Source organism: Neptuniibacter sp. UBA6509, from assembly GCA_002435145.1.
Taxonomy (GTDB): Bacteria; Pseudomonadota; Gammaproteobacteria; order Pseudomonadales; family Balneatricaceae; genus Neptuniibacter.
This window is the reverse complement of record DJLT01000124.1, coordinates 1-20,249: the sequence shown is the minus strand read 5'-3', so window position 1 is coordinate 20,249 and position 20,249 is coordinate 1. Positions and strand designations below refer to the sequence as shown.

At 39.9% G+C, this 20,249-nt stretch carries 17 protein-coding genes and 1 pseudogene; 4 read left to right on the top strand and 14 right to left on the bottom strand.

Annotated elements, in window-relative coordinates:
• Window positions 1-378: 378 nt before the first annotated feature.
• From B4K11_RS17155 to B4K11_RS17130, 6 genes are all read right to left on the bottom strand, one after another.
• The gene (locus B4K11_RS17155) at window positions 379-1,161 is read right to left on the bottom strand and encodes an alpha/beta fold hydrolase (RefSeq protein ID WP_292951357.1); all 783 of its coding nucleotides are present in this window, start codon (window positions 1,159-1,161) and stop codon (window positions 379-381) included.
• A 358-nt stretch (window positions 1,162-1,519) separates the two neighbouring features.
• A complete protein-coding gene (locus tag B4K11_RS17150; protein ID WP_292951360.1) occupies window positions 1,520-3,517 on the bottom strand; it encodes a sigma-54-dependent Fis family transcriptional regulator in 1,998 nt (665 codons plus the stop codon).
• A gap of 237 nt (window positions 3,518-3,754) precedes the next feature.
• The gene (lipA, locus tag B4K11_RS17145) at window positions 3,755-4,702 is read right to left on the bottom strand and encodes a lipoyl synthase (protein ID WP_292951363.1); all 948 of its coding nucleotides are present in this window, start codon (window positions 4,700-4,702) and stop codon (window positions 3,755-3,757) included.
• A 101-nt stretch (window positions 4,703-4,803) separates the two neighbouring features.
• Window positions 4,804-5,565 carry a substrate-binding periplasmic protein gene (locus tag B4K11_RS17140; protein WP_292951366.1) on the bottom strand — a complete coding sequence of 254 codons (762 nt, stop codon included), beginning with the start codon at window positions 5,563-5,565 and terminating at the stop codon, window positions 4,804-4,806.
• 17 nt (window positions 5,566-5,582) lie between these two features.
• Window positions 5,583-6,014 (bottom strand): c-type cytochrome, encoded by a 432-nt coding sequence (locus B4K11_RS17135; RefSeq protein WP_292951369.1) that lies wholly within the window; start codon window positions 6,012-6,014, stop codon window positions 5,583-5,585.
• 68 nt (window positions 6,015-6,082) lie between these two features.
• Window positions 6,083-7,777 carry a pyrroloquinoline quinone-dependent dehydrogenase gene (locus B4K11_RS17130; protein WP_292959468.1) on the bottom strand — a complete coding sequence of 565 codons (1,695 nt, stop codon included), beginning with the start codon at window positions 7,775-7,777 and terminating at the stop codon, window positions 6,083-6,085.
• A gap of 399 nt (window positions 7,778-8,176) precedes the next feature.
• Here B4K11_RS17130 and pqqA point away from each other — a divergent pair, with 399 nt between their 5' ends.
• From pqqA to B4K11_RS17110, 4 genes are all read left to right on the top strand, one after another.
• Window positions 8,177-8,251, top strand: coding sequence for a pyrroloquinoline quinone precursor peptide PqqA (pqqA, locus tag B4K11_RS17125; RefSeq protein ID WP_292951404.1), 75 nt, complete (start codon window positions 8,177-8,179; stop codon window positions 8,249-8,251).
• A gap of 348 nt (window positions 8,252-8,599) precedes the next feature.
• Entirely contained in the window at window positions 8,600-9,187 is a 588-nt protein-coding gene (locus B4K11_RS17120; protein ID WP_292951375.1) for a VOC family protein, read from the top strand.
• Between the two features lie 70 nt (window positions 9,188-9,257).
• Window positions 9,258-10,487 (top strand): HupE/UreJ family protein, encoded by a 1,230-nt coding sequence (locus B4K11_RS17115; protein WP_292951378.1) that lies wholly within the window; start codon window positions 9,258-9,260, stop codon window positions 10,485-10,487.
• An 835-nt stretch (window positions 10,488-11,322) separates the two neighbouring features.
• A complete protein-coding gene (locus B4K11_RS17110; protein WP_292951381.1) occupies window positions 11,323-12,528 on the top strand; it encodes a porin in 1,206 nt (401 codons plus the stop codon).
• A 941-nt stretch (window positions 12,529-13,469) separates the two neighbouring features.
• On the opposite strand, the gene B4K11_RS17105 is transcribed toward B4K11_RS17110, so the two are convergent.
• From B4K11_RS17105 to B4K11_RS17070, 8 genes and pseudogenes are all read right to left on the bottom strand, one after another.
• Entirely contained in the window at window positions 13,470-15,050 is a 1,581-nt protein-coding gene (locus B4K11_RS17105; RefSeq protein ID WP_292951384.1) for a GMC family oxidoreductase, read from the bottom strand.
• 15 nt (window positions 15,051-15,065) lie between these two features.
• Window positions 15,066-15,644 (bottom strand): gluconate 2-dehydrogenase subunit 3 family protein, encoded by a 579-nt coding sequence (locus B4K11_RS17100; protein ID WP_292951387.1) that lies wholly within the window; start codon window positions 15,642-15,644, stop codon window positions 15,066-15,068.
• Window positions 15,645-15,694: 50 nt separating this feature from the next.
• Window positions 15,695-16,465, bottom strand: coding sequence for a lipoate--protein ligase family protein (locus B4K11_RS17095; RefSeq protein WP_292951390.1), 771 nt, complete (start codon window positions 16,463-16,465; stop codon window positions 15,695-15,697).
• Window positions 16,458-17,135 (bottom strand): 2-oxo acid dehydrogenase subunit E2, encoded by a 678-nt coding sequence (locus B4K11_RS17090; protein WP_292951393.1) that lies wholly within the window; start codon window positions 17,133-17,135, stop codon window positions 16,458-16,460. Before B4K11_RS17090 ends, B4K11_RS17095 begins: the two co-directional genes overlap by 8 nt.
• A gap of 17 nt (window positions 17,136-17,152) precedes the next feature.
• Entirely contained in the window at window positions 17,153-17,386 is a 234-nt protein-coding gene (locus B4K11_RS17085; RefSeq protein WP_292951396.1) for a lipoyl domain-containing protein, read from the bottom strand.
• Window positions 17,387-17,388: 2 nt separating this feature from the next.
• The gene (locus B4K11_RS17080; RefSeq protein WP_292951399.1) at window positions 17,389-18,411 is read right to left on the bottom strand and encodes an alpha-ketoacid dehydrogenase subunit beta; all 1,023 of its coding nucleotides are present in this window, start codon (window positions 18,409-18,411) and stop codon (window positions 17,389-17,391) included.
• Between the two features lie 49 nt (window positions 18,412-18,460).
• Window positions 18,461-19,447 carry a thiamine pyrophosphate-dependent dehydrogenase E1 component subunit alpha gene (locus tag B4K11_RS17075; protein WP_292951402.1) on the bottom strand — a complete coding sequence of 329 codons (987 nt, stop codon included), beginning with the start codon at window positions 19,445-19,447 and terminating at the stop codon, window positions 18,461-18,463.
• Between the two features lie 558 nt (window positions 19,448-20,005).
• A pseudogene (locus tag B4K11_RS17070) lies at window positions 20,006-20,249 on the bottom strand (pyrroloquinoline quinone biosynthesis protein PqqE); the annotation flags it as partial.

Sequence of the window (20,249 nt, the reverse complement as noted above, 5' to 3'; positions counted from 1 at the left end):
CATTTTCTATCCTTAGATAGGAAATGACCTAGATCTAATCTAACTGTTCACTAAGAAACCTACGAATAAGCCTCAAGCACCTCAGGCTTACAGAGCGGTTCAAGCTCAAGGCAACGATTACAGACATGCTGGTTGCCTGCCAAAAATTGTTAATGACGAAATTGGATCACTCTGTAAGCCCCATAGGGTGAAGATTAAATTGACTTTCTGCTTTGTCAGGCAGTTTGAAAAGGACGCGTCATTTCACTGCGCTACCTTTCGCGCATTAAGTCAATTTACTCCCCACTGAGAAAGCTTAGGACTTGTTCGTAGTTTCCCTAACAATGTATTACTTAATATCGAAGAATTCACATAAATGATGCTCACTAAACACACTCTCTAACAACCCTTTGATGAATAACTTTGATTAAAAAATGAATTGATAAGCTTATTAAGTGCAGCTGGTTTTTCAGCATGTACCCAATGTCCAACATCATCCATCACTTCGATAACTGCTTTAGGGTATAGCCTCTTTATAACTGGCTCATGCTCAGGAAGGATATAATCTGATAAACCTCCCTTAACAAATATTACAGGTCCTAAAAACTGTACATTAGATTTCGGTCCATCAAGAAGGTCGGCATAAGATTTTTCAATACTTGGAAAATTACATCTCCATTTATACCCTCCGTCTACGTAGATCAAGTTCTTAAGTAAAAAGCTACTAGTTTGAGCATCAATCCCAGCCTGAAGTAGAACTATCTCTGCATCTTGGCGATTTTTCAGCTCGCGTAAATCAATTAAACTTAGCGCTCTAAAAATATGAGTATGGCGGTTATCATAGGCGATAGGAGCTATATCAATGACGACAAGTGATTTGATCCGATCCGGACAAATCGATGACAATTCCATCGCTACTTTACCTCCCATTGAATGGCCTATAACACTTACTTCAACAAGCTTTAATTCATCAAGTAACGCTACAACATCCAGTGCCATAGAACTATGAGTACATTCATCACAATGCTTTGACTTACCATGATTAGCTAGGTCAATACTAATTACTTGATAAAACTTACTTAAATACCGTGCTAAACAATTTAAATTATCCAAAGAACCAAATAAGCCATGTATCAATATAATGGAATCACCACGGCCTTGTACTTCATAGTTTAATGACATTATTTACTACCCCACTACTTAATCGACCATCCGCATAAGAGATTTCAAACTCATTCCTAAAAAACAGGCGAACTAAATCGATCGGCCTTGTTTTCTATTCAGCATATACACTGCACAAATGGAGCCAAAATGGGGGTAACTGATTAACATTTAAAAGATTTTTGGAAAAGCAATCGAGGAAAAGACGACGATACATAAATAACAATAAGGTAAAGATGGCTAAATTCAAGTACACCTTTAAGCTAATAGCTTCAACTATCAGGATAGAATCCACTATCTAAAGCTATGAATAGAAATATGCTTAGGTAACCTTCAATTGAATCATAGCAATCAAATTGAAGGTTTTTCACTAATGAATCTAATCATCCGCAAGAAGATCATATTTATTCATCTTACGATGTAAAGTAGATCTGCTGATGCCAAGCGTTTTAGCTGCACGAGTAACTACCCAACGATTTTGCTCCAAAGCCTGAATTAATTCATTTCTCTCAGACCCCCCTGCTGGGTCAGAAGAAATACAAACCATCCGAGTAGGCGGTAACACCCCACCTCCTGCTTCAGGAGCACCATATGCCTCTAATGAAATATCATCACTGAAAAGCTCTTCGGGAAGATCCTCTAGATCAATAATGTTGCCTTCTATCATGCATAGAGCGTACTGCAAAGTATTCTTTAGCTGTCTGATATTACCTGGCCAGTGATACTGACATAATAACCTCATAGCAGCTTCACTGACCTCTATATTTTCGGTACCATCTTCATCTTTACAAAGCTGATCCAAAACTTTTTTTATAATAAGAGGTTTATCTACACGCTCTCGAAAACTTGGTAAAGGTACTTTAAAACCACTAATACGATAATATAGATCTTCCCGGAAGTCCCCTCGACCAACATATTCTTTTAAGTCTCGATGCGTGGCGCAAATAACATTTAATTTCACTTTTATAGGAGCTAATTCTCCTAACGGAATAATTTCACTCTCCGCCAAAACCCTAAGCAAACTGGCTTGCAACTCAAGCGGCATGTCACCTATTTCGTCCAGGAATAAAGTACCTCCATTACTGGCCTGAATTTTACCGACTTTACCTGACTTTAAACCACCGGTGAATGTACCCGCACCATAACCAAACAATTCGCTCTCGATTAAAGATTCCGGAATCGCGGCACAATTCAACGTAATGAAAGGCTTATCGGCTCGATCACTACTATCATGCAAAGCCCTAGCCCAAACTTCCTTACCCGTTCCAGTTTCCCCTTGTAATAGAATACTGATCCCTTTGTTTACAATTCGCTGGCAACGATTTGCTTGTTTTAATAAATTAGGTTCTTTTCCTGCAGCAGACAGTAAAGAAGAATTAATTTCAGCATCTATCCCTGAAGGTCTAACGGTAGAACCTTCATAAATAATTGCTTTAGTAACCTCTTTATCTTTTTTAAAAGGGCCACTCTGTAATAGAGCTGCATGAAACTTATAAGGTTTCCCCATTACTTGAATGTAGTGTTCGACTGATATAGAAGCTTCTAATTGTTCCAAACTGAGATCAAAAATATCCTGAAATTTACGCCCTACGATTTCATAACGATCTCTGCACCCCATTGTTAAAAGAATAGGGGTAGTAGCCGCAACAATAATATCTCTATCATTCACAGCAATAAGCGCTTTAGTCACAGAAACAACAGGAGAAACAGATATACTCACAATGCGCTGGTTATGATAAGCATCTTTAAAAACTAACGCTTCTACTTCATCTGCTGTTTCAGATACCAGATTCAATGCCAATGCTTGACATAATCGATTACCTGAAGCAAAAGTCGACACATCAATTGCACCAAACGGCGTGCCATCAGGCGAAATAAGAGGCGCAGCAGAACAACTGAAATTATGTAAATTGATACCATAATGTTCTTCTGCATAAACAGTCACGGGGCTACATTCTGTTAAGCAAGTGCCTAATCCATTAGTCCCAACAACGCTTTCAGACCACAAAGTCCCTTGCCGTAACCCTTTCGCTACCAAGTCGTGGCCAACATTGGACTCGGCAAACGTTTTCACTGCAACCCCTTCCTCATTAGTGATAAGAACAGTGTAGCCTCCATGTTTTGACAAGGTACGAATCTTATCAAAAACCCACACCGAATCACTTAGGAGCTTTTCCATTGGCTCACGACGTTCTTTAACTTCTGAATCAGAGAGAGAGACAAGCTCTACATCAGAATTAGAAGAAATTTTGTAACGATCACGACATCTTTCCCATGACGACTCGATAAATTTATCTTTGGAACCGCTCCCTTTTTCGGTTTCCTCCAAAAATTTTACATTCTTAAGCTTAGAATGGTCTGGACTATTGGTAGACATCAACTCACCTGCTCACTCCCGATCTCTAAGCCATAGACTTTGAATACGGGTACTTTTTATATTTATATGTGCCAGTCTGTAACAATACAGTGCCCTATGGCAATACTACTTATTAAACTAAAACAGCAGACTTAGGCACTGTTTTTTCGATAGTATGACCCACATTAATCATAGTCCTAATCATGGCCCTAATGTAAATTAAGAAAAAACACTTAGAACACCACTCCAACAAAATTATTAGAGTGTTCCGTATTCGTCCGCATGATATGAAGATCGAACCAAAGGCCCACATGCAGCATGCACAAAACCCATTTCAATAGCTAATACATGTAAACGTTCAAATTCTTCTGGCGTAACATATCGTTCAACTGGTAGATGATAATTACTAGGCTGAAGATATTGGCCAATGGTTATCATATCAACATTGGCTTCACGTAAGTCACGCATTACCTCATGAATCTCATGCTCAGTCTCTCCTAGCCCTAACATAATACCTGACTTAGTTATTATATCTGGATGCTGCTCCTTAAAACCTTTAAGTAACTTTAATGATTCAGCGTAATCAGAACCGGGACGGATTTCCTTATATAAACGCGGCACAGATTCGAGATTATGATTCAGAACATCCGGTACACATTCCTCAAACTTACCCATTGCAACTTCTAGGCGACCGCGAAAATCTGGTACCAAGCACTCAACTTTAATTGTGTTACTTCTTTTTCGAATCTCAGTAATACAAGATACAAAATGTTCAGCCCCACCATCACGGAGATCGTCTCGATCTACTGACGTGATCACTACATACTTTAAGGCCATGCTGGTTACCGCTTCAGCTAACAATTCGGGTTCTTTTTGGTCCAAAGCATTTGGTCTACCATGAGCAACATCACAGAAAGGACAACGCCTTGTGCAGATGTCACCCATAATCATGAATGTTGCAGTTCCTTTGCTAAAACACTCATACAAGTTAGGGCAACTAGCCTCTTCACAAACTGAGGCTAAATTATGCTGGCGCAGCGTACTTTTTATTTCATCAACATTCGGAGATGCGTTATATCTAACTCTCAACCAATCTGGCTTTTTAAGTTTAGTATCTTCCGTCGTAGGGATGATTTTTACAGGGATACGATCAACTTTATTCTGACCGCGCTGTTTTATACCCTGCTGCGAACTTAATTTTTGCATAATGGTGCAAGCTCCAATAATAAAAAGGAGCGCGTTGGACGCGCTCAAAAGTTCTGCTTTGGGAGCGCAGAAGCGGAGGTAAAAACTCTCATCGTTAACAACTAAATAGATCTGAGACCATACTCTTTGAAAATCTTTCCAAGTGTCCCATCATCCTTCATATCAACTAGTAGTTTATTAAATGCCTTTCTTGTTTCTTCATCAGCTTTCCTCAAGCCTAATGCGTAGTCATAATTCAGTTCAACATTCAGAATTTTTTCGGCATCCACAACCTGAAACTGCTGACCATGTTGTTTTTGTATCCAGCCACTTGCCACATTAGTCACAAGGGCAACATCTATTTCTCCATCAATAAGCGCCTGTAAACGACTCGCTTCATCACGGAAACGTACGGCCAAATCAATATTATTTTGATTCAAAGCATGCGATGCAACACTACCGGGTGATACACCTACAACCTTAGATTTTAGGTCACGTATACTATTGATCTTTTTCTCACCACTACGCGTGACTAAATTAAACTCTAAGCGCAAATAAGGGTCTGAAATCAACATATACTTAGAATCACCATCTCCCAATCTAGCAACCCCTGTATAGAAATCACAGCCCGTTTTTTTTGCTTGGCGTCTTGGCATAATCCACGATATGTTCAACGCTACATCTAGCTTTTCAGCAAAGGCCTTTGCCATATCAACCTGAAAACCCTGCGGTTTTCCTGCCCGCTTAGAAAAGGGCATCTGATCAGGATGGACACAGAGTTCGATTTCTCCAGTTTGCTGAATATGCTTTAAACTATCAGCCGCTGCTAATGGGCTTAAAAGCATACAACTTAGGACTGCCAGTTTTTTTATTGTTGTAAACATGCAGACTCTCCTTAAATTTATTTCTCTTCACTTAAAGACATAATATAAGTCACCAGTTCCCAACGCTGCTCTGGTGTAAATGTTCGTTTCCAAGGAGGCATAACTAATGAACCTCGCTTCTTGCCTTTAGTAATCGTCTTAAATAAATAGTCAGAATCAAAATCGCGCCCTTGCAATTTACGTGCTTTACCACCCGAACCTTGATGTCCATGGCAATACACACACGTCTGATTAAATCGTTTTTCACCATTTTGAACAGAGACAGCTTCTTTGCTAAAAACTTTAGCTTTCATTTCAGCAACATATTCGGGTGTTTCTTTATTGGTCTTCTCTTCAGTAGTTTTTTCTTTAGTGTCAACCGGTGGCGCAACTGCGCATGCAACACCACTTGTCAAAGTAAGTGCGATAAGTGCGTAACGTACTGCATGAAGAATATTTTGAGTGTTCATAGTTACCTACTCCCAATAGATAGCTTAAAAATTGGAGGCGACAGTGTAGCCGCCTCCATACGCTGTAATTAGTCGTCCAGAGTGAATGCAACGAGCGCAGCACCACCTGGTAGACCACCAATTTCAGGGAAGGCACTTGCCATAAAACCAGGCGCATGAGAACCAAAGCCTGTTGAAGCAAGGATGTACTGTTTACCGTTGACTGAGTAACTTACAATACCGCCACGTAGACCTGAGCCCGCATTAAAGTCCCATACCTTATCGCCATTTTCTGCGTTATAAGCATGGATAACGCCATAAGGGTCGCCATTAAAAACTAAGTTACCGCCAGTAGTTAGTACGCTAGCAAGACCTGGTAACGGGTAATCAATTGACCACTTCAATTTACCTGTAATAGGATCACGGGCATCAAGACGCGCTGAAGCTTTTTTACCTGGAGGCGGAACGGCTACTAGCTTACTCACGCCTAGATATAAACCAGCGATACCGATATTTTCATGCTCTTGAGGAGCTGGAACTACAATGTTACAAACCTCCATAGCATTGGTATACCAAAGGCCTGTATTAGGGTTGTAAGCACCATGATTCCAGCTACGCGCACCTAGTAGGTAAGGACAAATTGTTGTTTCTTCACCCGTAGGCATCGGCTTTCTGCCGATTAACTCGCCTGTTTTCGGATTTATACCTTTAACAAAATTGATATTTTCAGCAAGTGGCCATACATTCTCAACTTCTCCCGTATCTTTCTCAAGCACGAAAACGTAGCCACTCTTATTAAGATGAACAAGTACATCTTTGCCGTTATGCTTTAAGCTCAGCGCTTCATAAGCTGCATCATAATCCCAAACATCATGTGGAATTTCTTGACGAGACCATTTCAGCTTACCGGTCTTAGGCTCAATCGCTAACAGACTGGCACTATGTTTATTATCACCTTCACGCTCGGCACCATAGAAATCAGGCGCTGCGTTTGAAGTACCAATAAAGATAGTATCGCTCTTTTCATCATAAGTACCTGGTAACCAAGCACCACTACCACCAACTTCACCCGAATCGCCAGGCCAGCTCTTCGGATCGTCTTTCTCAAGAATCTCGAAGGTCCACATCTTCTCACCAGTGATTGCATTCACGGCAAAAATTTTACCTTGTGTCGGCTGATCTCCACCGGTAGTACCACCAAACAATACGTCACCCGCTAACTGCGGCGGGGATGAAAAAAGACAGCCATAACATTTTTCTAGATCCGTAATCTGCGTCGACCACTTCTCCTTACCAGTCTTCTGATCCAACGCAATGAAGCGCCCATCTAAAGAACCTACATATACATTTCCATGCCCAACAGTCACACCACGGCTTGCAGCCACATAGAAAACTTCATCTACAATTTCATCAAGCTCTGGCTGGTAGTGCCAAATCTTTTTACCTGACGCTGCATCTAATGCATAAACATTATTGTTTGGACCGATGTAATATGCGACACCATCGATAACAATAGGAGTAGCTTGCAAGCCCATCTGGACATCACCAGGCTGGTGAATCCATGCCACTTTTAACTTATCGATATTGTTAACATTAATCTGATCTAGGGGACTAAACCGCCAAGCATCAGACGTTCTGTGATACTGCGGCCAATCGTTAGGATTTTCCGATGCGGCTATTGCGGTTGTAGCAACACCCGACAATGCTAGACAGGATGTAACACTTGCTGATAGCACTAGTTTTTTTATTTTAATCACTTCTTGCTCTCCATCTATCAATATCATGCAGACTTAAATACCTTTATTTAAGGCCACCCTCTACGTACCAATGAAAAAGGCAAGTTATAGGCCAACACAAAAAACGGCAGCAACAAAAAAACATAACCAATTGAAAAAAAAGGGAAAAATAACTAAAACCTTAGAATTAAAAACCTACTCTTCATATCAGAGAAGAGTTAACCCTCCACCGCTCAAGTTACAGACTGTCTCAAGTAGTGCCACAGTTTGTAGTAACACCTTTCAATCACTTAAGAACTCACCTAGTTAAGACAGACAATACTTCTTATTAGGCTCAGAAACCTTTATCTACAAAGCTTCACAAACTAGAAAAGTAGGCATAAACATTGCTTTTTATACCTGTGACATTTTGTCACTTACAAAAACCACTATAAAAAGGAAACAAACATGAACTGGAAGAAACCAGCTTATAAAGATCTGAGGATTGGATTTGAGGTAACAATGTACTTCGCTAACCGCTAAGTAAATTGAATTAACATACGTGCCCGCCCCTGCTCTCTGCAGGGGTTCTGAAATACCCCCCCCAATTAGCATTTAAAGTTGATCCGCGTAAAAATTATCATTACGCAACCACCTATTCACCGCTCCCGCCTCCTTAACATCAGATATACAAATAAATAGTTAACAGACTGAAACAGTGTGGCTCATAAATTTGACACAGTCTGATTCATACCTACCTGTATTCGTAACTAAGCGCCCGATTTTCCTTATGTTATATAGGCTGTAGCCCTAAATCGCCCAATTAAATAACTGGCACAGAAAATGTACTTATAGAGCTCTAAGTAAAAATAGGTCAATAAGGAGCTTAAAATGAAAAGAACAAAAATTGTAGCGTCATGCTTTTTTTTACTCGCATTATTTACTGAATTAACTCAAGCCGGAATGCCAGGCATGCGTGGTACACAACACTTAGGTATTACGGTCCCTAATGTTGAAGAAGCGAAAGATTTTTTTACCCAGGTAATAGGCTGCGAGTCTTTTTACTCAATCGGCCCTTTTGGACCTTTTGATGATGATTGGATGACTGAAAACTTGAATGTCAATAAAAAAGCCGTGATAAAAACAGCCCATCTGATGCGCTGCGGTAATGGACCAGCATTAGAAATTTTCGAATACACCTCCCCGGATCAAGACAAATCACCTCCTAAAAACAGCGATATAGGCGGACACCATTTAGCATTCTATGTCGATGATATGGAAAAGGCTGTTACGTTTCTTGAAGAGAAGGGCATCAAAATCTTAGGCAAGCCACATACATTCACAGAAACGGGAATGAAAGGCTTAACATGGGTCTACTTTATGGCTCCATGGGGTATGCAGCTAGAGATTGTTAGCTATCCATTTGGTCAAGGCTACGAAAAAGAAACGGGTCGAAGAATGTGGGATCCACGCTACTAAGCCGCATACTTCGAAGTCAGTTAATAGCACTATCCGCAGATAGTGCTATTCATAAAAAATGGCCTTTATCATGAAAAAAATACTCACTATCGTTTTACTATTCTTCTCTTCAATAAGCTACGCTCATTTCACTCACTTTGAGCCCAGAATTCTCCATATCTATCAAGAAAGTGAAGGCACTACTGTTTTAATGCGTATGCCACTCCCCTTAATTTTACTGGATGAAAGTTGGAAAGGTATCGATAGCAACGAAAATATCCCCTATACCCGTCAGGTAAACATAGCTGATTCAGTAGAATATATTCTTCTGCACGAAAAAATAGATAGAGAGATTTTAACTTTCAAAAGCATCATTGAAAAAGGCCACTCCATCAAGATAAACGGAATTCCACAGACATATAAAATCACATCGTTACACATTTTTAATAGTGATAATCGTAAGCCATTTAGTAGTTTAGAAACTGCACTTGAGAATTTTGAAGGTCCTTTAACTATTGATAAAGACGCGATCGATTTATTCGATTCAGGCATTGATATAAAATTACACGTACCAAATACATCATTGACTAAAGATGATCTTTCCATTATTAGCGTTCTCGGGGACAGGTTCAACGCGATTAATCGACTTGCCAATATTGTTAATCTACATATTGGAGATAATCAAAAATCGATTACGACCGTTGGAATTCTCGACTATTCATCGATACACCCGCCTTCGCGATTTATTAAACTAGTAGACGGTTTTTTGGACGGTTTAAGCCACATTTTGATAGGGTTAGATCACGTTCTTTTCATGGTGCTTCTTTTTTTCACTGCTACAAGCTTTCTAAGACTATTTTCCCTTGCAACAGCCTTCACCATAGGCCATTCATTCAGTCTTATTCTTGGTAACAATTTGGCTGTCCAATCACCCATTTTCATACCAGGAATAGAATTCGTGATTGCTCTGACAATCGGCTTAACAGCAATTGCTTTATTATTTGATAAAGCAAAGCATTTAGGGACAACACCGCTTTTAATTATAGGTATAATCCATGGATTCGGGTTCTCTTTTGTCTTTAGCGAACTAGAAAAACAAGGCGCCCAAACTGATATTGCCAGCCTGGCTGGATTCAATATCGGTATTGAGGTCGGACAACTATGCATATACTTAATAGCGTTTCTGTTGACATCAATGATCAATCGGCTATTCAGCCTTCCAAAACCACTATATTTCTATACATGCATCATCACTCTTGCAGTGACAACTTATTGGATGGCTATTCGATCAATCCCTTTACTTGAATACATGGCGATATAATCATAACAATGAAGCCCGCAAGATAAGTTCGCCAAAAGCTAATGACTTAAATCATACACTCGGGACCAATCAGTTTCTTAATTCATTAAGTTATTTTATATATCCTATCACCCCCCATCAAGTAGCCCTAAAAACTTAATTAACCCTTAAGAAAAAACTCGGTTTATCGTGTTAAACACACTGAAGGGAATAGGTAGAGATAAGCATAAAACACGATAAACCGAGAAAAGGACTTACAAAGAACACATTTAACTTAATGAGAATCCATCATTAGCAATCTACATAAAGCAATATAAATGCCAACCATTAACCCTCCCCTCAATTTGAACAAATTATTTGCAAACATTGCTAAGTATGATGATATTGGACACTATTTTTTATAAAAATTTCCAACACCTGTTATTAAATAAAAAAATAGCAGCCTACTAATGTTACTTTCAATAAAGATCAACATTTCTTATATGCACACATAATAATCCATAAAATTAAAGGCAACAGTATGATTCAATCACTGATACAGACTGTTGCATTAAACAAAACCTGTGACACATTCCACTTCATTAAAAGTACCCACATAGAAAAAAACCGTTATTAATATCTACAAAAAATCTTAAAAACTTAAAAAAATCTCAAATAAAAAATTACAACCTACTGTTTTAAATACAAAATAACAAAAAATCCAGAAAAAACGACAGTAAAAAAAACGACAGCAGAAAAAATGGCACATTAAATGCTAAACCCCATAGAATAAAAAATTTCGTATTTATTACCTAAAAAACAAATATGAAATTAAGTTAATAATTCTAAATATAAAGTTCCATTGGGGAGTAAGTATATGAACATTAAGAAGGCATCCCAGGCAAAGCCTAGAATGGTAAGCCAAGTAAAAACCTTAACGGCTATGATTCTGCTATCAAGCGTGGCAAACACTGCCTCTGCCGATATATTGATCGGTGAAACAGATTCAACAAAACTATCTATGTACGGCATCTTAGATATTGGTGCCCTATATCAAGATAACGTTACAACCGATGGAAGTGAAAAGCTGGGCTTAGAAACAAGTGGATTACGTCAGACTGTTATAGGCTTCAAAGGTACACGTGATCTAGACAATGATATGGATGCTTTTTTCAACCTAGAAGCACACTTTGATTTAGACACAGGTATGTTCCACGGTACTGGAGATGCGGCTACAGATGCTGATGATAGCAGCGGCCGTCTCCTATTTCGCCGTCAAGCTAATATTGGTCTAAGTGGAGATTGGGGTACTGTCATCGCTGGTCGACAATATGGTCCGGCATTGCTTGCTCATTTATCAACAGAGCCACGTGTTTTTAAAGAACAGTTCTCTAACCTATACTCCTGGGCTTATAGCCAGTTGTTTACTACGGTAAATGGCGCTAATAGCGGCGGTCGTAATGCCAATAATGATGTAGGTATTTTCTTCAAAAATGCACTTCAATACCGTAACAATATCAACGGTGTAGACTTTGGTGTTTTATATTCTTTCGGCGGCCAAGAAGGTTCCCAGAAAGATGGTGATGTATTCGCATTAGGTGCAGCTTACACCACAGGTCCATTATCACTTTCTGGCTCCTACCAGAACATGAGAGATCAGCAAACGGGTGAAGATGTCGTCACTAGTTGGGCAACAGGCGCAGCTTATAACATTGATGATATTACGTTTAAAATTAACTATATGAATACGGAAAACAACGACCAGAATGGCAATGAGATACTCGATCTTGATGCATTAGGTATGGGCGTTGATTGGAAATGGGATCCAAAGCACACTGCCACAGTTGCTTATTACATAAATGAAGATAACGCTCCGGCAACAAGTTCAGAGACGAAATCATTAGTGATCAGTAACGAGTATACAATGGGAGATTCTACGATTCTTTACGCTCAGGCTGCTTACGTAGATGCTGATGCAGGTATGAGCACTGTTTCTCAATATGCAACCTCAATTGTTGCTAGTCCAGCGCCAGTTGGCGAGAAAACGACGCTTATAAACATCGGTGTTAACTTCGCTTTTTAGTACGAATTGATACAAAAATGGCCCCTGCTAAATAACGTCTTACCCCCTTCTAAGACGTTTTTAGCAACCCAATTTTTTCCATCGTAGCTGAACATGTTATTCAAAGCATTAGAGTAGCGACAAAGAACGACATACTAAACTTGATATCATCAAACTTCACGTTTCATGATTGTGGCACATGATAATAAATATGGTACATCAGTAAGTATATGTTAGTTACCATGAAGACTCTGGATTTTATTTTAATAACTTCACTCCCGGATAAGTTGTTATTATTTATTATCCAGTTAGTTAATCTGGCGTTACTGCCGCCAGATTGATGCACCTACTAAAGTAAAGTTACACAGTCTTTCTTCATCGCCCCCAAGCACCGAAGTTAGCTTTCTGTAACTTATATTTTTTAGGTTCTGGGTTTTTCAAGGCTTATTTATTGCCCCCAAACTATAAGTAAGGCCATGTATTTACCCTCAAAAACCGATACTTTAGAGTATCGGTTTTTTTTATCACCACTCCTAAACCTTACCTAGCAACTTTAAACACAGAGCATATAAATCCATTTTATTTATAGATGTATAATATTAATATTTAACTCCCTATAAATGATAAAAAACAACTATGACTCAAATAACAATCAACAATTATAAAAAATAAAGAATAATATTTTATCACTTAAAAAAGCAACACGTATTTAAATGACTAGATTTTCACTCTTAGACTCACTTAACTTTTATTTTAAAGCACATATCAGCGCGCGCATTAAGAGCCAGAACATAACAAGAATACAATATTACAGAAATCACTAAATATATAGCCAAGGATATTAAAAATAAATTAACATTATATAGAAAGGGATTTATAAAATAATATTGCAGAGGGAGAACTAAAAAAAACACGCCCGTAGGCGTGTGAAAAGCTGGACACCAATTTACAGAACTTAAAGTTTAAATCTCTTTTCGTTTCATTTGATCAGCAATATAGTCAGCCTGACGAATAGCCAATGCTACTATTGTAAGCGTTGGATTTTCCGTACCACTGCTAGTAAATTGACTCCCATCCGATACGAAAAGGTTTTTAATATCATGCGCTTGCCCCCAGCGGTTTACAACTCCATCACGCGCATGTTCACTCATACGGTTTGTTCCCATATTATGACTTGCAGGATAAGGGGGTAGATTATTTACTTTTAGAGCACCAATGGAATCAAATAGCTCTTTAGAGCGATCATAAGCATGATTTCTCATACGTGTATCGTTGATATGATCAGTCTTATAAACAACAGGAACAGGAAGACCATATTGATCTTTCTCAGTTGGGTGCAAAGTCACATTATTAGACTCAACAGGCATATCTTCCCCACAGATCCAAAAACCTGCCATGTTGTCATAGTTCTCAAGAGAATTAGCTAATTCACGCCCCCAGCCACCTTGACCTGGATTAAGAAAAGCCGACATAAATGGTAGACCTAAATGCAAGACCTCAAGTTCATACCCGGCCAAATGGCCACGACTTGGGTCATTGTCTTTCCATTCGTGGACAATACCTGGAACAACCGTACTTTTATACATATGAACAGGCTTTTCAAATTCAGCATAAACACCACCAGTCGTGTGGGTCATATAGTTTTGGCCTACTTGACCTGATGAGTTTGCTAAACCTGCAGGGAACATTGACGATTCTGAGTTTAATAACATTCTAGGCGACTCTATGGAGTTACCTGCAACAGCAACGATACGCGCTTTTTGTAGATGCTGATTACCATCTTTATCAGCATATAATACACCTGTCACTTTACCCGTATTATCATGCTCGATACGAAGCACCATAGACTGAGGACGAAGTTCCACCTTTCCTGTCGCTTCCGCTTTTGGAATCTCTGTGTACATGGTCGACCATTTGGCGCCTACTTTACAGCCTTGCATGCAAAAGCCATTAACTTGGCATGATGCGCGGCCATCACGAATCTCTGTATTGATAGCTAAATTGGCCTGCTCACATTTTGCACCAATACGCTTAGCACCCTCTTCTACAACTTTATAATGGCTGCTTTTACCGTGATAAGGCATACCTGTTGCCTTCGTACCACACACACCCATCTTACTTTCAGCTTTTTCGTAATAGGGAGCCATCTCTTCAAGAGTCACAGGCCAATCAAGAACATTGGCCCCGGCTACCGTGCCATTAGTCGTTTTCATTTTGAACTCATGTTCCTGAAAACGCATTGCAACACCTGCCCAATGCATTGTTGCCCCACCTACACCTTTTACAATCCAAGCTGGGAGATTTGGAAAGTCCTTCGCAATGCGTGCTGGCCCTTCAACATAACGCTTATCCAGCCACGAGATTTTACCGAACATTTTCCATTCGTCATTTTCGATATCATCGAATGTAAAACGTTTACCCGCTTCTAAGATTACAGAGCGGATTCCTTTTTGAGCCAGCTCATTGGATAAAGTACCACCACCGGCACCTGAACCTATGATTACAACTAAGCTATCATCATTTAAATCAAATTTAGCAGACATCTTTATTTACCCCGTTTAAATCCAGTCATTTTTGTCGTAACCACGATTGATATAACCGCCTTTTTCCCAAGCAGAACCACCGAAACCAAAACGAGGCCAAAGCTCCGGATTGTTGTAGATTCCCATCATGAGAGCACCTTTAATTTTCTGGAAGAAAGGTGACGCTTCGAGTGATTTTAAGACAACCACACGATCACTCTCAGATTTTATATCAACGTATTTAAGATCAAACTTTTCAACTGAAATAGTGTCTAGAGACTCAACGCCTTCAGCTAGGAGTTTAAAAAGATCGCTATCTTTTTCTGCAGCTTCAGACATAGGGGACATAACTTTAACGTAATATTTATTTTCAAGAGTGTCGTGAGGATAAATATCACGTGCCATTTTCAATAAAGTTGCATTTCCATGAATACCAATTTTCTTTGCAGCAAAACTTTCAGGTGAAAATAATCCCCCACCGATAACCACAGCAGACGCACCCAAGGCAATTTTACCTGTCTTAGACAAAAACTCTCTACGATTTACACAGGGTTCATCAGCATTACTATTAACTGATTTACCAAATGAAAATAATGATTTTTTATTTTTATTCATAATATCTCCCACTTTTCACTTTACGTGAAAAGAAAAATACTTAAGCAGTCTCACTTAAAATGCTCAGCTGAGAATTGTTCTATATATTCCCCAAGGGAATGATCAAGACCATCGAGCATTTTGAGAACAAACTCCTCGCCTGATTGGTCAAGAAGCTTCGCGAGTGATATGTGCTTATCTTCAATAATAAAAGGCTTTAAATTGCACGTTTTATAAAATGTGTTTGAAATTTCCCACATCGCAGGAAGATCTCCATCACATAAAATCACCGCGTGCATCAGCAAGGCCATATCACTTCCATCAGCCCTGACCTTCGGATCAGTAACTTTCTTCCAACGTTGAGCAGTGCCGACTAACTTACGGCCATCAACTACAACATTGAAATCACCATCACAAAAAGCGCCATCAATGGATGAACAACGTCCTGTTATGCCATTTTCTGCAAGCCATTTTATAAGCGCATTACAAATAACAAGGTAGCTATCTCTGATACTCAACTGATTCTTCTTACACTTGATGACCAAAGATAGATTTATAAAACTTTCCGTTTGCGGCGTTAACTCGCCACCGGTACTCCTTACAACTACAGGCCAACCTTCACCTTCACAGTGCTGACATGCCTCAAAGTAGTTATCTTTATGAGTTGCACTTTTAGGTACAACTAAAGCCTGTTTGCTTCGCCACAAAAGATAACCGCATTCAAACTCACCCTTTAAGACTTGATCTAGTAATTCCTGTTCTAAATCAAGCCCAAGAGTGATTTCCATAGGCGAAGGAATCTTGATTCTACCTATTGGTCCAATAGCTACTGGGCTATTCACTTTCAATTTCCATACAAAGATCAGATAGAAAATCCGCTGCAGGCCCACCATCTATAGCCCTATGATCAAACGTCAATGACAGGCCTATCATTCTTCTCTCAACTAACTGACTGTCCTTAATTTCAACTTGCTTATAAGTTTCCCCTACACCCAGAATAGCTAACTGAGGTAAGTTAATAATCGGAGTAAAAAATCTTACCCTACTCCGACCAATATTAGTCAAAGTAAAAGTACCTCCTGTCATTTCAGGTACAGTTAGACCACCTGTTTTAGCCCTATGAAGGGCGTCACGACGCGCTAGAGCTCTCTCTTCAATGGTTTTCTGATCTGCTGAAAAGACAGCTGGCGCCATCAATTTACCGCCCGGCAAACCAATTGCAAAGCTCAAATCGATATTCCGATAGACACGAATTTCACCGTCCTCAATACGACCATTCATCGTAGGGTGCTTTTTCAGTGTTTTCACCAGATAGTCAGCAAGAAGATCTTCTATAGAGATCTTAATACCCTGCTCTGCCATTTTTTCTTTGCGTAACCACATGCTATCAACTGAGCAAACCGCATGATGCGTCAATTGTGCAGCCTCATCGAGGCTGCGTCTCATGTTGTTAGCAATCATGCCTCTTAAACCTTTAAGAGGTGTAACCTTGATTGCCTCTGAATCTGTCATCTGAATCTCCTAAAAGCTTACCCAATTGTGGCAACTTTATGTCCTTTCTCGACAACCTCATCAGCATCACTGATGATATTTAAAGTGCCAGCTGCAGGCGCCAATAATTCATATTGAATTTTCTCAACCATCAGTTCTGCGATAACATCACCTTCAGCCACATCTGCACCTTCACTTGAAAGCCAAGAGGTGATTACTGCTTCTGAATCTTCTTCCCAAAGATCTGCTGGTACAATTACATCAGTTGTCATAATTAAATTTCCTTCATTTTGTTAAAAGCTTCGATAATTTTTTCTGCACTTGGTAGGGCCCACTGTTCCATAGGACGCGTAAATGGAATTGGGATATCCGGATAAGCAACACGTTGCGGAGCAGCTTTCAATGGAACTCCAGCTTCAACAACAGTAGCTATAATTTCTCCAGTCATTCCATAGCTGTGATAATCTTCATCAACCACAATTAAACGACCAGTCTTTTTAACGGACTGAATGACCGTGTCACGGTCAAGCGGTACCAATGAACGCAGATCAACAACTTCTGCACTCACACCCTGTTCCTCTAGAATACGTGCGGCTTTCAAGCCGTGGTGAACACCTGAGGTAATACCAACAATTGTCACGTCAGTCCCCTCACGAGTAATAGCCGCTTTGCCCAACGCAACTTCGAAATCATCTTCAGGCACATGGACAATTGCGTCTTTCTCCGTACCTAACCAACCCATTCCTTGAAGAGCTTTATGAAACATAAAGACAACTGGATTTGGATCACGAATAGCAGCAATCATCATCCCCTTTGCATCCCGTGCATTTGATGGCGCTACAACTTTCATGCCTGGTAAATGAGCAAAGGTTGCATGCACACATTGTGAATGCTGTCCGGCATCAGAATAACCGCCGCCCGTTGAGGTCATAAGCACCATAGGTACAGTCACATTACCGCCAGAAAAGTAAGTATTCTTTGCCATCATGTTATAAATGGCATCAAAACAAACGCCAAAGAAATCAACGAACATCAGCTCTACTACAGGCTTCATACCATCAGAAGCGGCTCCCACAGCTGCACCGATAAATGCAGTTTCTGATATAGGAGTGTCACGAACACGCTCGCCACCGAACTCTTTATGCAATCCGCGAGTATTACCAAAAACACCGCCCAACTCACCAATGTCCTCGCCCATGACAAAAACCTTTTCATCCGTCCGCATTTCCTGAGCTATTGCCTCAGCCATGGCACGAGCGATCGTCAACTTACGTTCTTTTTCTTTTACTTGAGTCATTTCTATCTCCTAAATCTCAATCCTGACCTGATTGCCTTACTCAGCATGCTTAAACAAATACTTTTTCCATCGCTTCTTCTGGCGCTGGATATTCGCTGTCACGAGCAAACTGTATTGCCTCATCTACAATGGAATGAGCTTCTTCAACTAACTTGGCATCATCCTGATCAGTCCAACCATAAGTGTCAGCTAATCGAGATTTCATAACTGGAATAGGATCAATTTTTATAAGGGCTTCTTTCTCGCCAGCGGGGCGATAGGCTTCACTATCCCCCATAAAATGACCAGCAAGACGTGAGGTTTCAATTTCAATCAAAGTCGGACCGAGACCACTACGCGCACGCTCAACAGCAAGTCCGACTGTTTTAAAAATTGCGATAGGATCATTTCCTGGTATAAATTCACCTGGCATACCGTAAGAAGAAGCACGATCGGAGTTTCTTTCGATAGCAGTACTTGCGCGCTTGGAAACAGAAATACCCCAAGAGTTATCTTCGATAATAAAAATTACAGGCAATTTCCAAACACCAGCCATATTTAGCGCTTCATGGAATGCACCTTGGTTAGCTGCACCCTCACCCAAATATGCAACAGCTATCCCGCTTTTCTTTTGCATAACACGCGATAACGCGGCACCCACTGCAGGCCCAACACTCTGGCCAATAATGCCTGAACACGAAAAGTTCACATCAACATCAAATATATGCATGTGACCACCACGGCCACCACTCAAACCTGTTTTTTTACCGAAAATTTCCGCTGCCATTCCTTTAAGGTCTACACCTTTAGCAATTGCAACGTGGTGAGGGCGATGCGTAGAAGTCACGACATCTTCTGCATTTAGATGAGCACAAACACCTACTGCACAAGGCTCTTGCCCATTTGAAAGGTGCATCTCTCCGGGAATAGGGCCGTTAGCCATATTGAAAGCTGGACTCTTACCCTCCATATATATTTTCTCAATAGCTTCTTCAAAAAAACGGCTAATGAGCATGTTCTTATACATCCATTGTTCTTGTTCTTGGCTAGGTATCATCTCAAGCTCCTGTGATAAAGTGGCGCTACCTTAAAATAGTTACAACTTAACTTTACATATAAATAGCAATCAGCATGCCAAAGACTAAGTAACTGATTTAAATGAATAAAAACACAACAAAACATCAAGAATCAAAAAATTAAATCAAACTGAGTCATGACCTGCGACACTTTGTTTCACGTCCAGAACGAGATTTTTACAAGTCATTTTTGTGATACACATTTAAATACGTACACGTGTATAAAAAGATGGGCTGCAAGCTTTTTTGCGGTGGTTCAAGCTGCAAGTTTGAAAAATATAGAAATGAAGATTTATCAACAACTCCACTTTGTCAGCAACGAAATTCCCCAACAAAAGCAAAACAACTGAGAGACAATAGTTTTGACGATCTAATTGATTAATGAATTTTTTACTAAGTGTGAAAGTCGATATTTTAATAACTTAATTAGAAACGAGGCTTTCTAATTAAACATGCAGAAGCGGCCATACCCTGTGCTGATTTTCAAGGCAGGCCACATAGTGTGTGGGCTAGGGTTTTAAAATCACAATATATCCAGCCTACCCTTTAGCAAATACTTTTGAGTTGCGCTCATTTCTGAACGTAAATTCATCCGGATTATTAACCACTGACTCAGCCTTTTCACGGGCTTCTTCAATGATATGATGATGCTCCGACTTGGCACAGACAGGGTCTGCATTGTACATATCACCGGTCAGCATATAGGCCTGACAGTGACAGCCGCCAAAGTCTTTATCCTTTTCGTCACAGCTACGACAGGGCTCTTTCATCCACGAGTTACCA